The organism is Massilia sp. LC238, from assembly GCF_000735635.1.
Lineage (GTDB): Bacteria > Pseudomonadota > Gammaproteobacteria > Burkholderiales > Burkholderiaceae_D > Telluria > Telluria varians.
In genome coordinates, this window is sequence record NZ_JNNN01000083.1 from 94,623 (window position 1) to 110,310 (window position 15,688).

11 protein-coding genes are annotated in these 15,688 nt (G+C 66.7%); 5 read left to right on the top strand and 6 right to left on the bottom strand.

The window, feature by feature from the left end; translation table 11 throughout:
• Positions 1 to 34: 34 nt before the first annotated feature.
• The 4 genes from FG94_RS25300 to FG94_RS25315 form a co-directional block, all read right to left on the bottom strand.
• Complete coding sequence (locus FG94_RS25300) at positions 35 to 829, bottom strand: sterol desaturase family protein (RefSeq protein ID WP_051997105.1); 795 nt, start codon at positions 827 to 829, stop codon at positions 35 to 37.
• 30 nt (positions 830 to 859) lie between these two features.
• Positions 860 to 2,206, bottom strand: coding sequence for an MFS transporter (locus tag FG94_RS25305; RefSeq protein ID WP_036217513.1), 1,347 nt, complete (start codon positions 2,204 to 2,206; stop codon positions 860 to 862).
• A gap of 84 nt (positions 2,207 to 2,290) precedes the next feature.
• On the bottom strand, positions 2,291 to 4,033 hold the full coding sequence (locus FG94_RS25310) for a GMC family oxidoreductase (RefSeq protein ID WP_036217709.1): 1,743 nt from the start codon (positions 4,031 to 4,033) through the stop codon (positions 2,291 to 2,293).
• A gap of 112 nt (positions 4,034 to 4,145) precedes the next feature.
• The gene (locus tag FG94_RS25315) at positions 4,146 to 4,955 is read right to left on the bottom strand and encodes an alpha/beta fold hydrolase (protein WP_229446066.1); all 810 of its coding nucleotides are present in this window, start codon (positions 4,953 to 4,955) and stop codon (positions 4,146 to 4,148) included.
• Between the two features lie 222 nt (positions 4,956 to 5,177).
• On the opposite strand from FG94_RS25315, the gene FG94_RS25320 reads away from it, so the two are divergent.
• The 4 genes from FG94_RS25320 to FG94_RS25335 all read left to right on the top strand — a co-directional run bounded on the left by FG94_RS25320 (position 5,178) and on the right by FG94_RS25335 (position 13,372).
• Positions 5,178 to 7,397 carry an NADP-dependent malic enzyme gene (locus tag FG94_RS25320; protein WP_036217516.1) on the top strand — a complete coding sequence of 740 codons (2,220 nt, stop codon included), beginning with the start codon at positions 5,178 to 5,180 and terminating at the stop codon, positions 7,395 to 7,397.
• A 119-nt stretch (positions 7,398 to 7,516) separates the two neighbouring features.
• Complete coding sequence (locus FG94_RS25325) at positions 7,517 to 9,106, top strand: glycoside hydrolase family 43 protein (RefSeq protein WP_081926202.1); 1,590 nt, start codon at positions 7,517 to 7,519, stop codon at positions 9,104 to 9,106.
• Between the two features lie 66 nt (positions 9,107 to 9,172).
• Positions 9,173 to 11,434 carry a beta-glucosidase gene (locus FG94_RS25330; protein ID WP_051997107.1) on the top strand — a complete coding sequence of 754 codons (2,262 nt, stop codon included), beginning with the start codon at positions 9,173 to 9,175 and terminating at the stop codon, positions 11,432 to 11,434.
• Positions 11,435 to 11,449: 15 nt separating this feature from the next.
• A complete protein-coding gene (locus FG94_RS25335) occupies positions 11,450 to 13,372 on the top strand; it encodes a sialate O-acetylesterase (protein WP_036217519.1) in 1,923 nt (640 codons plus the stop codon).
• 66 nt (positions 13,373 to 13,438) lie between these two features.
• On the opposite strand, the gene FG94_RS25340 is transcribed toward FG94_RS25335, so the two are convergent.
• Complete coding sequence (locus FG94_RS25340) at positions 13,439 to 14,215, bottom strand: class I SAM-dependent methyltransferase (RefSeq protein ID WP_051997109.1); 777 nt, start codon at positions 14,213 to 14,215, stop codon at positions 13,439 to 13,441.
• 383 nt (positions 14,216 to 14,598) lie between these two features.
• Here FG94_RS25340 and FG94_RS25345 point away from each other — a divergent pair, with 383 nt between their 5' ends.
• The gene (locus FG94_RS25345; protein WP_036217521.1) at positions 14,599 to 14,844 is read left to right on the top strand and encodes a hypothetical protein; all 246 of its coding nucleotides are present in this window, start codon (positions 14,599 to 14,601) and stop codon (positions 14,842 to 14,844) included.
• 332 nt (positions 14,845 to 15,176) lie between these two features.
• On the opposite strand, the gene FG94_RS25350 is transcribed toward FG94_RS25345, so the two are convergent.
• Entirely contained in the window at positions 15,177 to 15,656 is a 480-nt protein-coding gene (locus FG94_RS25350; RefSeq protein ID WP_036217523.1) for a DUF3016 domain-containing protein, read from the bottom strand.
• Between the last annotated feature and the right edge of the window lie 32 nt (positions 15,657 to 15,688).

Sequence of the window (15,688 nt, forward strand, 5' to 3'; positions counted from 1 at the left end):
CATCACGCCTAATAGTGTTTATTGATCCGAAATATCACAATTTGTGATGCGTTCGGCGGCCTTCGGCCACTTGGGCGTCCGCATCCAGGCCGACGATCCGCCGCTCTTCCTCGCCCATGGTGGCGTGTCCGCTGCCGTGGAACAGCGTGCCCCACAGCCCCTTCCTCAGGTCGCTGGTGCCGAACAGGGCGTCGCAGATCGGGAAGGTGAGGTTGAAGTTGCGGGTGGCCATCAGCTCCGGATGGTGGTGGATGACGTGCATCCGGCGCACCGTGTTCACCAGCGGCAGGCGGTCCAGGAAAGGGCTGTCGGTCACGTGTGACAGGGTGTGCAGCGCCTCGTACATGAGGAAGTAGCCGGCCATGGTCAGCATCGCGATGTAGCCGGCGTTGGCCGACCACAGCCAGCCCACCAGCAGCGCGAATGGCAGCGCCGCCAGCACGAACATCACCGGCGCGAACGGCGGGAACAGCAATGCGCGCCACATCTTCTGTCCCTCGTACTCGAGCGTGACGTGGGTGAAGAACTGATGGTGCACCGCGCAGTGGCGCTTGTAGACCGCGTTGAAGTACTTGCTCGGGCGGTGCAGCAGGTAGCGGTGCGCCGCCCACTCGGCCCAGTTACCGAACAGGAAGATCGGCAGCGCGATCAGCCATTCCTGCCAGCGCGACGCTTCGATCTGGAACAGGCAGTAAGCGATCACGCCGCCGGTGAACAGCAGGGTGAAGCCAAGGTGCATCTCGCCCCGGTACCAGCCCGGGGTGGCGGAGACGTAGTCGTCGCGAAAACGGGCGGAACGTTCGCGGATCTTCTGGTCTTTGGCATGCATGGCGCGCTCCTTTTTCAGGTCTGGCAGCGTTCAGGACTGCGGTTCGTCGAGCTTGCCGATCGTTTCGGGCACGATCAGGGCGGCGATCAGGAACAGGACGCTGATGCCACCCAGGTAGAGTGCGAGCGACATCGGCACATCGGTCGGCAGCGGCGACGACAGCGACACCATGGTCGGCATCAGGCCGCCGATCGCGAAGCCGATGTTCCACGACAGGCCGGTGCCGGTGGCGCGGATCGCCGTCGGGAAGCGCTCGTTCAGGAAGATCAGGATCGGCGCATAGCCGATGCTGCCGAGCATGCTGAAGGCGATGACGTAGATTGCCAGCGTGAGCGTATCGGTCACGCCCGGCATGAGGAGGGCGATGGCCGGCAGCAGGACCAGGCGCACGACGCCGATCCAGATGAAGGCCTTCTTGCGTCCGATCAGGGTGCTCAGGTGCCCGGCAGCGATGGAGGCGACGATCACGCCGACGCTGCCCAGCATCAGGACGAAGCCGGCGGTCGTGGCCGGGGTGCCGGTCACCACCTTGAGGTAGGTGGGCAGGAAGCCCGAGGTCAGGTAGTAGCCGGCGCCGCCGCCGAAGGTCAGCAGAATGTTCACCAGCAGGACGTTGCGCCACTTGCCGCTGAACAGGGTGCGGACCGGATGTGCATCGGCCACCACGGTCGCCTTGCTGCGTGCCTTGGCTTCCTGCATCTTCTTGAACATGGGCGATTCTTCGAGCTTGCTGAAGATCGTGATACCCAGCACGGCGCTGATGATGCCGGTGAAGAACATCCAGCGCCAGCCCCATTCGTCGAAGGCCTCGCCCGGGAAGATCTCGGACAGGATCCAGTAGACCACCGAAGCCAGCAGGGCGCCGAGGCCGGCGCCGCCGCCGCCGATCAGGCCCGAGACCGCGCCGCGCCAGCGCGGCGCCACTGACTCGGTGCCGATGGTGTGGGTCGAGGCGACCACGCCGCCGACGAACACGCCCTGGATCAGGCGCAGGGCGATGAACAGGATCGGTGCCACCACGCCGATCTGGGCGACGGTCGGCAGCAGGCCGAAGGCCGCGGTGGAGACGCCGACGCCGATCATCGAGGCGATCATGGCCGCCTTGCGGCCCTTGCGGTCGGCGTAGGACCCGAACAGGGCCGAGCCCAGCGGCCGCATCAGCACGGTAACCCCGAACGAGGCATACACCGCCGCCAGCGACAACATCGGGTTGTCGGACGGGAAGAACAGCCGGCCGATGATCGGCGCGACGAACAACAGGATGAACAGGTCGTACAGGTCGAGCGACCAGCCGACAGTTGAGGCGACCACCGCCCTGAGCGTATGGCGGTTGCTCTCCCGCTCCGTGAATGCGACTTCATTTGTGACCACAGCCATTTTCGTCTCCTAGGGTTGAGCAGTGCCCCGGCGCTGGACAGCACCGTGCGACTGCGAACTGTTTCTGCGCCGTCTGGCGCGGCGTCAGGGATCTACGGCCAGCACGCGCTGCTGACGCATGCCGGCCCCTGGCCGGCGCGACAGGATCGCGTCGGCGATTTTTTCGGCCATCATGATGGTGGGGATGTTGGTGTTCGCCGAGGGCAGGCTGGGCATGAGCGAGGCGTCCACCACGCGCAGATTCGCCACGCCGTATACGCGGCCCTCGGAATCGGTGACGGCCTGGCGGTCATGCGCAGGGCCCATGCGGCAGGTGCCGCTGGCATGCCACACCCCGAACACGCTCTTGCGGATGAAGGCATGCAGCGCGGCCTCGTCGGCCAGCAGGGCCGCCATGCGCTGGCCGCCGGTGACGAAGCGCTCGATGATCCAGCGCCGCAGGGGCGCCGGGGTGTCGAGGCCGATGCCGAGCAGCCGCGTCAGCAGGTCGTTGGCCGGGCTCACGCGGCTGAGGGCCTTGATGCGCGGCGAGAAAGCGGCCGGGAAGAAGTCGCCGGGGTGGCGGTGCAGGTCGGTGCGCTGCAGTACCTGCGCCAGCCGGCGCACGCCGAGCGCCATGCGCTCCAGGTCGCGCTCGTCCGACAGCAGGTTCAGTTCGACTTCCGGCGCCGCCGAGGGGTCGGACGACAGGATCCGTACCTGCCCGCGCGAGTACGGCCGGTTACACCAGAGGAAGAACAACCCCAGGCGGTTGCCGAGCGCATGCCAGGCGGCGCGGGTGGCGCTCGACATGTACATGTCGCCCGGCTCGCAGCCGTCCAGCTGCGAGGAAAAGCGGGCCGCCGTCATGCTGGCGCGGCGGCGCGCCAGCGGCATGCGGAATTCCGGAGCCAGGAAGTGGCAGAAGGTGAGTGCAGGGTGGTCCTGCAGGTTGCGGCCGACGCCGGGCCGGTCGGCCACCACCGGTACGCCGAGCTCGCGCAACAGCCCGGCATCGCCGATCCCGGCGCGCTGCAGCAGCGCGGGTGATTGCAGCGCGCCCGCCGAGACGATGACTTGGCGGGCGGCGAAGCGCACCCGGTTGCCGCGCGCGTCGACGGCGATCACGCCGCTCGCCGCGCCCTGCGTCATGACGAGCTGCTCGACCCGCATGCCGGCGTGGATGCGCAGGTTGGGCCGGGCGCGCGTGGCCGCGTCGAGGTAGCCGACGGCGGTGGAGACGCGGCGGTCGTCGATGTTCGAGAATGCCGCGGGGAACAGGCCGTCGCCGAATTCGGCGTTCTGGTCGTCCAGGTAGGGCAGGCCACTGGAGCGCAGGCCTGCCGCGAAGGCGTGGCAAAAGCGCGGCCAGGCGTCGGGCATGATGCGGCGGATCGGTATCGGGCCGCTGCTGCCGTGCAGGGGCGAGTTCGGAAAGTCGAGATCGCGCTCGAGCTTGCGGAAGTAGGGCAGCACCTCATTCCAGCCCCAGCCGTCCGCCCCGTCGCGGGCCCAGCCGTCGTAGTCGCGTGGCAGGCCCCGGTTGGCGGACTGCACGTTGATGCTCGAGCCGCCGCCCATCACGCGGCCCTGTTCGTAGACCCTGGGTGCGGCGCCGGCGGTGGCGCGGGCTTTCAGCGCCGGCCAGATATAGCGCTCGCCCCAGAACAGCGGCATCGGGTAGCTGTCGAGGATTTCCGCTGGCACCGCGCCCGGCGGCGTGTCGGCGCCGGCCTCGATCAGGGCGACCCGCATGCCGGGATCGGCGGACAGGCGGTTGGCGAGCACACAGCCTGCCGATCCTCCGCCCACGATCAGGTAGTCGAAACTTTCCTGTGCCAATTCCAGATGCGCCACGTGCGTCTCCTCATGTCGTGCAGGTACGGCGGCTGCCGGGCCGCCATGTCACTGCTTATGTGACACGAGATTAACGCGAATCTGGCATCTATTCTAATAATGTCTATTTATGCGTAGTATCACTTAATCTGATGGATGAGCTGGAGTGCCCGACGATGAACTGCCCGGCCTCGGCGATGATGCGCGCGGGCTGGTCGCGGTGCGGGGAGTGTCCGCAGTCGGGCAGGATCGCCAAGTGCGTGTGCGGAGCCAGGCGCTGGATGCCGCGTACCTGCTCGAGCGTGCCGTATTCGTCGCCTTCGCCCTGGATCGCCAGTACCGGCACGCTGATCTTCGCCACCTCGGCGCGGATATCCCAGTCGCGAAAAGCCGGGTCGAGCCAGATATCGTTCCAGCTGCGGAAGGCCGAATCGACGTCGAGGTGATACGGCGCCAGGCGTTCGCGCAAGTGCCCAAGCAGCCAGGCTTCGCGCGCCTGGCGGATCGACGCCAGGCCGATTTCCTCGACCATGATGTGGGGAGCGGCGACCACGATCCCGCTCAGGTCCGCGCCATGGCGGGCGGCGTGCAGCAGCGCGATCGAGGCGCCGTCGCTGTGGCCGAACAGCCAGGGACGGTCAATGTCCAGTTTGGCCAACAGCGCCGGCAGCACCACTTCGGCCTCGTGATGCAGGAAGTCCCGGGTCTGCGGCTCGTCGGGTCGACGCGGGGTGGAGCGGCCGTAGCCGTAACGCGAGTACACGAGGCCGCGCAGGCCGTTGGCCCGGCAGAAGCGGTCCGGGAAATCCTTCCAGAGCGCAACCGAGCCCAGGCCCTCGTGCAGGAAGACGACCGGCGGGTAGCTGGAATCGGCGTCGCCGACCCAGTCGATTTCGAGCCGTATCCTGCGGTCGCGCCAGGGGAGGTCGACCAAGGCGGGGGGCGCTGTCGTTGGTGTAGTCGGCGTGTGCGTCATCTGTGGCTGGCATTGGGCGTGGAACAAGGCCGCCATGCTACACCGTTCTCGCGCGATCGCGCGCCCGAGGCGGAGTGAAAGATGAAGCGACAGCTTGCGCGATTGGGCGGCGGGAACAACACCAGGCGCACAGTGCAGTATGCTATCCCTTTTCTGCATCACATCAAGAAAGAGGAACCCATGAGCACTGAGAGCAGCCTCGGCGCAAACGTCGACAGCCAACTGCGCACCGACGCGCTGGAATACCACCGCAACCCCGTACGCGGCAAGATCGAGGTAGTGGCCACCAAGCCGCTGTCGAACCAGCGCGACCTGTCGCTGGCCTATTCGCCCGGCGTGGCCTATGCCTGCGAAGAGATCGTCGCCGACCCCAGCACCGCCGCCGACTACACCTCGCGCGCCAACCTGGTGGCCGTGATCAGCAACGGCACCGCGGTGCTCGGCCTGGGCAACATCGGCCCGCTGGCATCCAAGCCGGTCATGGAGGGCAAGGGCTGCCTGTTCAAGAAATTCGCCGGCGTCGACGTGTTCGACCTGGAGCTGGCGGAGAACGATCCGGACAAGCTGGTCGACGCCATCGCCATGCTCGAGCCCACCGTCGGCGGCATCAACCTCGAGGACATCAAGGCGCCCGAGTGCTTCTACATCGAGAAGAAGCTGCGCGAGCGCATGAACATCCCGGTCTTCCATGACGACCAGCACGGCACCGCGATCATCTCGAGCGCGGCCCTGCTCAATGCCTTGAAGGTGGTGGGCAAGGACATCGGCGCGGTCAAGCTGGTGGCCTCCGGCGCCGGGGCGGCGGCGATCGCCTGCCTCGACATGATGGTGAGCCTGGGCGTGAAGCAGGAAAACATCTTCGTTACCGACTCGAAGGGCGTGATCTGGCAGGGGCGCGAAGCCAACATGGAAGCCAACAAGGCGCGCTATGCCCAAAACACAGAAGCGCGCACGCTGGGTGACATCGTCAAGGACGCCGACGTCTTCCTGGGCTGCTCGACCGCCGGCGTGTTGACTGCCGAGGTGGTCAAGACCATGGCGGACAAGCCGGTGATCCTGGCCCTGGCCAATCCGGAACCGGAAATCCGCCCGGAAGTGGCCAAGGCCGCGCGTCCCGACTGCATCATCGCCACCGGCCGTTCGGACTACCCGAACCAGGTCAACAACGTCCTGTGCTTCCCCTACATCTTCCGCGGCGCGCTGGACTGCGGCGCCACCCGCATCACCGACGAGATGAAGCTGGCCTGCGTGGGCGCGATCGCCCAGCTGGCCGAGGCCGAAGCGAACGACACCGTTGCAGAAGCCTACGCCGGCCAGGACCTGAGCTTCGGTCCCGACTACATCATCCCGAAGCCCTTCGATCCGCGCCTGATGGCGGCCATCGCTCCGGCCGTCGCCGCTGCGGCCGCGGCGTCCGGTGTCGCCGCGCGCCCGATCGCCGACATGGACGCCTATCGCGCGCGCCTGGGCGAGATGATCTACCACACCGGCTTCTTCATGAAGCCGGTGTTCGCCAAGGCCAAGGCCAGCCCGCGCCGCGTCGCCTATGCCGAAGGCACCGACCAGCGCGTGCTGCGCGCGGTGCAGACCGTGGTCGACGAAGGCCTGGCCAAGCCGGTGCTGATCGGCGAGGCGCAAGCGGTCGAGCAGGCGGTCAGGCAGTCCGGCCTGCGCCTGGCGCGCGGCGTCGATTACGAGCTGGCCGAACCGGATGGCAGCGGCGACGCCACCCTGCAGGGCACGCGCCTGCTGCAGTCGGGCCAGGTCGATGCGCTCATCTGCGGCATGGCGGGCAGCTACGACAGCCACCTGGCGCATGTGCGCGAGGTGATCGGCACGGCGCCCGGCACGGATGTACTGGCCGCGATGAACGCCCTGGTGCTGGACAAGATGACCCTGTTCATCACCGACACCTACGTCAACGACAGCCCGTCGGCGCAGGAACTGGCGGACATCACGCGCCTGGCCGCCACCGAACTGCGCCACTTCGGTCTGGAGCCCAAGGCGGCGCTGCTGTCGCATTCGATCTTCGGTTCCTCGGAGCGTCCCTCGGCGCGCAAGATGCGCGAAGCGCGCGAACTGCTGGCGACCAGCGCGCCGGACCTGGCCCTGATCGGCGAGGTGCACGGCGACGCCGCGCTGTCGGAAGAGATCCGGCGCCTGTACCAGCCGGCGGGCGAGGGCGCCGGTGGCTTTGCGGGCAGCGCCAACCTCCTGGTGATGCCCTCGCTGGACGCCGCCAACATCCTGTTCAACGTCCTGAAGGTCGCCGCAGGCAAGGGCGTCACTGTCGGCCCGATCCTGCTCGGTGCAGCCAAGCCCGTGCACATCCTGAGCCCGAGCGCGACCGTGCGCCGGGTCGTCAACATGACCGCGCTCGCGGTGGCAGCGGTGCGTTAAACCCTGCAATCCACGCGCCGGGTTCTCCGGTGCGTGTTCTCCAGCTTCTTTTCGTTGCTCGCAACCATTTTGTAACCTATACTGGTTGCGCTAACATTACGTGCACGAAAGGAAGTCGGATGCGTTTCGGTCTCGCAGCGTGGGCGGCCCTTGGCCTGTCCTGCGCAATCAACGCCGCGGCAGGCGAATACAGGAACCCGGTCATCCCGGGATTCAACCCCGACCCCAGCATCTGCCGGGATGGCGAGGATTACTACGTCGCCACCAGCACCTTCGAGTACTTCCCCGGGGTGCCGATCTACCATAGCAAGGACCTAGTCAACTGGCGGCTGCTAGGGCACGCGCTCGAGCGCCCGAGCCAGCTTCCGCTCGCGGGCCAGAAAAGCTCCATGGGCATCTTCGCCCCGACCCTGCGCTGCGGGAACGGCCACTTCTACATGATCACCACCAACGTGGCGGGCGGCGGCAACTTCATCGTCCACGCCACCAATCCGGCCGGTCCCTGGTCGGAGCCGGTCTGGATCAAGGACGTGCAGGGGATCGATCCCTCGCTGTTCTTCGACGACGACGGCAAGGTCTACCTCACTTACCAGGACGGCGGCGAACGTGGCGGCATCGGCCAGGTCGAGATCGACGTCGCCACCGGCCAGCTGAAGGGCGAGCCGCGCCGCATCTGGAACGGTACCGGGGGCGTCTGGCCCGAAGGGCCGCACCTGTACAAGATCAACGGCTGGTACTACCTGCTGCATGCCGAAGGCGGCACTTCCTATGGCCACGTGGTCATCCTGGCGCGCTCGCGCTCGCCCTGGGGACCTTTCGAGGGCGCGCCGGATAATCCGATCCTGACCCACCGCGACCGCCCGGACCTGCTGCTGCAGGCGCTCGGCCACGCCGACCTGGTGCAGACGCCGGAGGGCAAGTGGTTCATGGTGCTGCTGGGGGTGCGCCATCTGAAGCACAAGCACCACCTGGGCCGCGAAACCCTGCTGGCGCCGGTCGAATGGACCCAGGATGGCTGGCTCAAGATCAATGGCGGCGCACCGCTGCTCGAGAAGGTAGAGGCGGCGGGATTGCCGGCGCCGCATCCTTGGCCGGCGAGCGCGGCGCGCGAGGAATTCGGCGCGCGCAAGCTGGGCGGCGAGTGGATCTTCCTGCGCGGGCCGGCCCAGGACCTGTGGTCGCTGTCCGAGCGGCCAGGCTTCCTGCGCCTGAAGGGCAGCAAGCTGTCGCTGGCGGACATCGGCACCCCGGCTTTCGTTGGCAAGCGCCAGGCGCACCTGGACCTGCGCGCTTCCACGCTGCTCGACTTCACGCCGCGCGCCAAAGGCCAGCAGGCCGGGCTGGCGCTGCGCATGAACGAGGACAACCACTACCAGCTGCTCGTCGCCGGAACCGGCAAGGGGCGCGTGATCCGGCTGGTCACCCGGGTCAAAGGCGTGAGCACCGTGGTGCGCGAAGCGCCCCTCGGCGCGGGCAAGGTGGAGCTGAGCGTGCGCGCCAGCCCGGAGCGCTACGTGTTCGGCTACCGCATCGGCGGCCGCGAAGTCGCGGACTTCGGCAGCGCGCCCACCGCGCCGCTCAGTTCCGAGGACGCGGGCGGCTTCACCGGGGTGGTGCTCGGCATGGTGGCGAACAGCGGCGACGGCGCGCCCATGCCGCCGGCCGATTTCGACTGGTTCGACTACCGGCCGTCCGACGGCAAGAAATAATCATCAAGCCGCCGGCCGACGCGCCGGCGGCAGCAGCACACAACAAGAAATCAATCAGGAGACATCATGCATCGCAAGAACCACGCCGCCGCCGCGGCGCGCACCGCCCTGGTCGCGGCCATTGCCGCCGCCTTCCCGCTGTTCACCCCCGGCGCCTTCGCCGCGCCCGAGCCGGCCGAGCCGGCCCAGAAGCCCTGGCTGGATGCTTCCCTGGACGCCGACCAGCGCGCCCGCCTGGCCGTGCAGGCCATGACCCAGCAGGAGAAGCTGCGCTGGGTGTTCGGCTATTTCGGTCACGATTTCGGCAAGAGCAAGAAGCATCCCGATGCATTGCCTCAGTCGGCCGGCTACATCCCGGGCACGCCGCGCCTGGGTCTGCCGGCATTGTTCGAGACCGACGCCGGCCAGGGCGTGGCCTCGCAGTCCGGCCCGAACGTGCGCGAGCGCACCGCCTTGCCGTCCGGCCTGAGCACCGCCTCGACCTGGGACCCGAAGCTGGCCTACGCGGGCGGCGCCATGATTGGCTCGGAGGCGCGCGCCTCCGGCTTCAACGTCATGCTGGCAGGCGGCGTGAACCTGCAGCGCGAGCCGCGCAACGGCCGCAACTTCGAATACGCGGGCGAGGATCCGCTGCTGGCCGGCACCATGATCGGCCAGGCGATCAAGGGCGTGGAATCGAACCGGATCATCTCGACGCTCAAGCACTTCGTGCTGAACGACCAGGAAACCGGCCGCAACGAGCTCGATGCGCGCATCGACAAGGCGGCGCTGCGCATGTCCGACCTGCTGGCGATGGAGCTGGCGCTGGAGCAGTCCGACGCCGGCTCGGTGATGTGCGCCTACAACCGCCTCAACGGTCCGTATACCTGCGAACATCCATGGCTGCTGACCGAGGTGCTCAAGCGCGACTGGGGTTTCAAGGGGTATGTCATGTCCGACTGGGGCGCCACCCACAGCACCGTGGCCGCCGCCAACAGCGGCCTGGACCAGCAGTCCGGCCAGGAATTCGACAAGTCGCCGTACTTCGGCGGCGCGCTGCAAGAAGCCGTCAAGACCGGGGCCGTGCCGCAAAAGCGCCTGGACGACATGGTCACCCGCATCGTGCGCACCATGTTCGCCAAGGGCGTGGTCGACAACCCGCTCAAGCCGGGCGCCGCGATCGACTTCGCCGCCAACGGCGCGGTCAGCCGCCAGACGGCGGAAGAGGGCATGGTCCTGCTCAAGAACGAAGGCCGCATCCTGCCGCTCGCGAAAACCGTGCGCACGATCGCCGTCATCGGCGGCCACGCGGATGCCGGCGTGCTCTCGGGCGGCGGCTCGTCCCAGGTGTACCCAGTGGGCGGCATCGCGGTCAAGGGCTTGTTGCCGGCCACCTGGCCGGGTCCGGTGGTGTACTACCCGTCCTCGCCGCTGCGCGCGATCCAGGCCCAGGCCCCGAATGCCAAGGTGGTGTTCGACGACGGCCGCGACCCGGCCCGCGCCGCGCGCGTGGCCGCACGGGCCGACGTCGCCCTGGTCTTCGCCAACCAGTGGATCGGCGAGGCCAACGACGCCCAGACGCTCGCGCTGCCGGACGGCCAGGAAGAGCTGATCACCTCGGTGGCCGGCGCCAACGGGCGCACCGTGGTGGTGCTGCAGACCGGCGGACCGGTCACCATGCCCTGGCTGGCGCGCGTTCCTGCCGTGCTGGAAGCCTGGTATCCGGGCACCAGCGGCGGCGAGGCGATCGCCAACGTGCTGTTTGGCGCGGTCAACCCATCCGGCCACCTGCCGGCCACCTTCCCGCAAGCCGAGCAGCAGCTGCCGCGCCCGAAACTGGATGGCGACCCGAAGAACCCCGAGCTGCAGTTCGCCGTCGACTACCACGAGGGTGCGGCGGTCGGCTACAAGTGGTTCGACCTGAAGGGCTACAAGCCGCTGTTCCCGTTCGGGCACGGCCTGTCCTACACCACCTTCGCCTACTCCGGCCTGTCCGGCCAGGTCAAGGATGGCCGCCTGCACGTGCGCTTCAAGGTCACCAACACCGGCATCGTGGCCGGCAAGGACGTGCCGCAGGTGTACGCGTCGCCGCTCGCGACCAAGTGGGAGGCGCCGAAGCGCCTGGCTGCCTGGAGCAAGGTCGCCCTGCAGCCGGGCGAGACCAAGGAAGTCGAGGTCGCCGTAGAGCCGCGCCTGCTGGCGATGTTCGACGAGAAGTCGCGCACCTGGCGCCGCCCGAAAGGCAAGATCAAGCTAATCCTGGCCGAAGACGCCTCCGCCGCCAACGCCACCAGCGTGACCGTCGACCTGCCTGCCAGCACGCTGGACGCTCGCGGCCGCGCACGCTGACACCAGGGGAGACGCATGCGACAACTCATCCTCTCCGCCGCCTTGCTGGCGCAAGCGGCGCCAGGCCTGGCCGCGGAAGCGCCACGCCTGCAACTGGACAGCCTGTTCCAGGACCACATGGTCTTCCCACGCCAGGGGGCGGTGGTGTCGGGCCGCGCAGGCGCCCGCGAGCACATCACCGTGAGCGGCTTCGGCGGTAGCTGGAAGACCACCGCCGACGCCGCCGGACGCTTCTCTGTTACCTTGCCGAGCCTGCCCGCGGGACGCACCGATACCCTCGCGGTCGCGAGCAGCAGCGGCCAGCGGGTGAATCTGGGCGACGTGCTCACCGGCGACGTCTTCCTGTGCTCGGGCCAGTCGAACATGCAGCTCACTGTCAACCGCGCCCTGAATGCGGACACCGTGATTGGCACGTCGACGAATCCGGACCTGCGCATGGCGACGGTCGCCGTCGATCCTCAGCCGGCGCCGCTGGCGCGGCTGGCAAGAGAAGTGGCGTGGCAGTCGGCGTCGCCCAAGACCGTCGCCGACTGGTCGGCCACCTGCTACTTCTTCGGCAAGGAACTGCAGCGCAAGATCAAGCTGCCGGTCGGCCTGGTCCATGCCTCGCTGGGCGGTTCGAACCTGACGGCCTGGCTCTCGCCGGCGGCCTCGCTTCCTGACTATGCACGCCAGCAGGAACTGCTGGCGCTGTACGCGAAGGACCCGGCCAAGGCCAGCATCGCCTTCGGCAAGGAGGTCGAAGCCTGGTGGCAGGCGTCCGGCGGCCCGGGGCGGCCCTGGACTACCTCTGCGGCGGACCTGGCGGCGTGGAAGGTGGCGCCCGATGTTGCCAAGAACTGGGAGAACTGGGGTGTGCCCGAGCTGTCGGGCTACGACGGCAGCATCTGGTACGGGGCGACCGCCCGTTTGACGCCGGCGCAGGCGGCGCAGGCCGCGACGCTCGAACTCGGCCTGATCGACGAGGTCGACACCACCTGGGTGAACGGTAAGCCGGTCGGTTTCACGGCGGGCGCCGGCACCGCGCGCGCCTATCCGCTGGCAGCCGGCACGCTCAAGGCGGGCGACAACACGATCGTGCTGAACGTGCTCGACCTGTGGAGCTACGGCGGCATGTACGGCGACCAGCCGCGCCAGTTGCGCCTGGCCGACGGCTCGGTGCTGCCCTTGACGGGCTGGCGCTGGCAGATGCCGCCGAGCGCGAACCGCTATCCGCCGCGCGCGCCCTGGGATGCCATGGCCGGGGTCAGCGTGCTCTCGAACGGCATGATCGCGCCGCTGGGGCGCTTTCCCTTCAAGGGGGCGCTCTGGTACCAGGGCGAGAGCAACGTCGGCTCGCCTTACCAGGGCCTGCTGGCGCGCCTGTTCAAGGACTGGCGCGGCCAGTTCGGGAATGGCATGGCTGTCGGCGTGGTCCAGCTGGCGAACTTCGGCGCGCGTCCGACGCAGCCGGTCGAATCGGGCTGGGCGCAGCTGCGCGAGGAGCAGCGCCGCGCGGTGCTGGCCGATGCGAACGCCGTGCTGGCGACGGCGATCGACCTGGGCGATCCAACCGACATCCATCCCACCAACAAGCAGGGCGTCGGCGAGCGGCTGGCGCGCGCGTTCGGGGTCAAGCTGTATGGGCAGCCGGGCAGTGTCAACGGACCGATGGTAAAGTCGGCCAGCGCGCAGGGAGACGGGGTGGCAGTCGATTTCGATGGGGTCGAAGGGGCGCTGGTCGCTTATGGCGCCGCCGGGCCGATCGGTTTCGAGGTCTGCACGGATGGCGGTTGCCGCTGGACCGAAGCCCGTGTCGCCGGAACCCGGGTCGTGCTGCCCGCAGCCGCCGATGCGAAGAAGATCCGCTATTGCTGGGGCGACGCGCCGACCTGTACGCTCTACGACAGCAAGTCCGGCCTGCCGGCGCTGCCTTTCGAGATGGATGTCAAACGCTGAGGACGCTTACTGTGGCGAACTGAAGAAGTTCGCCATAACCACCCGATCTCGCAATAAACGCGGTGCTCAGGGCTTCTGAAACACAATCGCATGCTGGAGCGGCAGCGATGTGATGCTGCGTTCCCACTTCAAGCCATGCGCCGTGGCTTCACGCCGTACCTGCCGCTCGCTCATCTTATGCAGCGGCTTGATCGCGACCGATGGATCCTCGGCCCGATATTCGACGAAGACGACGCGCCCGCCCGGCTTCAGGGCGTCGACTATGCTGTCGAGGACCTCCGCAGGATAAGCGAGCTCGTGATAGACATCGACCATGATTGCCAGGTCGACGCTGGCCGGGGGCAGTTTGACAGTGGTTTCGTTGCCTAGCACCGAGACCACATTGCGCACGCCGCGTTTTGCCATCTGGCTGTCGAGCATGCGAATCATTTCCGGCTGGACGTCGACTGCATATACCCGCCCGCCGGGTCCGACCTGTTTCGCCAGCTGCCAGGTGTAGTAGCCGGTGCCAGCGCCGATGTCGGCCACCGTCATGCCCGGCGCCAGCGCCAGTTCGCGCAGAAGCAATTCCGGCCGCTCTTCGCGTGCCCGACTTTCGCGCTCGAGCCATTGGGCGCCCTCCCATCCCATCACGCCGGCGATCTCGCGGCCCATGTAGCGCTTGCCGATGCCATCCGGGCTCCGGGCGACGCGTTCATAACGGGTATCGGCGCCCGCTGCCTGTACCGCAGCATCGCTACTGGCGGATGACAGCGACGCAAGAGCTGACAGGCAAGCCAGCAGGATGGGTAGCGTACGGTGAGTGTGCAAGCTGCGGAAGTTGCGCAAGCGAATGCGGAGCATGATCGGTTCCCGTATTGAGGCGCTGCCTGCGAGGACGCCTCCAGGCTTGCCGTGAATGGACAGGATCAGTGTAGTAGCCTTGGCTGCGGACGCGCGTTCGCTACAGCGGACTTTCCTGCTTATGTTGCGTTGACTGAGTGGGGCTGCGGATAGGATTGACTGTTTAACGCTAGTTATGAGTTGGAGAGCTGTTATCGTTTTTAACCGCTCATGCTGAATCTAGTGGCTGAAACAACGTGGATATTGAGGGGTTGCTCCGTGTCGAATGTGTCGTTCGTGCCAGTCTGCGATTTTTTTGTCCTTGCTACCTGCTATGCTGAGGTCAACGGTCGCCTTCGGCCATAAGCGGACCTTAGCTACTCAAGCCAGACCTTGGAAAACACATGAACAAACAAAGCAATACTTCTGAGGTCCAGATTTCTCTAAGCGCTGACGAAGCACTGGTCTTGTTTGAATTTCTCAGCCGCTTTGACGAGTCGAACGAATTGACGATTGTTGACCAAGCGGGGGAGCGGGCACTCTCGAATTTGCTCGGACCTCTCCAGAAGCAGCTTGTGCCTCCGTTCCAGCAAGATTATGTGGAACAGTTACAGCAGGCGCGGAACAGGTTGCGCGACGATTTCGCGTAAACCGACGTGTCCGCTTTGGGTCGGCTCCTGCCCTTCGTGACGTCTACGTCCATCGGCGCGCAGGTCCGAAGAATGTCTGGACATTGTGTAGCGACCGGCAGCACCTAGATTGGAAGACGATGCCGCTGGCAAATCACGGGAAATATTGGCTGATACCGAGTTTTTGCAGAGACGACCGGCCCGCCTGTTATGTGTGCAAGCGTCGGATAAATGTGCGGTGACAGCCGGGAACATGCGATTTTTAGCTCGATGCGCTCGAGTGCGCCACGGCGCCGTCGTAATCCGCCCCCGGCGAGCCCAGGAGCGCCAGATGCGGGATAATAGATGGGCGCTCAGTGCGCTGCCATCACCTCCTTGCGCCACCAGTCCTCGACCATCTGCTTCTCGTGCGAGTACATCTCGTGGGGATAACGATTAACTCCCATCAGGTAATTCGGATTGGACAGCTTGGCTTCCCCGGTGCGCACTGCCTTCCCGTCCTGCTCGATGGTGTAGCGCAAGTGCAGACGCGGCCAGTCGGCGCGGCCCTTCAGCACGCGCACATCACGAATCGCCACGCGCGGGAACTCGTCCCCGGCCAAGTCGATATCGAGCATCTCGACCTTCAAGTTTTGCCCCGCCGGCAACTGTTTCGACAGGTTCGCGAAATGCTCGCTAAAGTGCCACTCCATGTTTTCCCGGTCGATAACCGAGCGCGGCACGTCCGCCATGTTTGCAGGATGGGCGAACGTCACGATCGCTTCGGCCGATGCATTCAATGAAACGATCGTCACCGCCACTGCCAGCGCGCCCTTGTAGATGAGCTTATTCATTACCAACCCCTTTGCGTGTTCCTATTCATCCA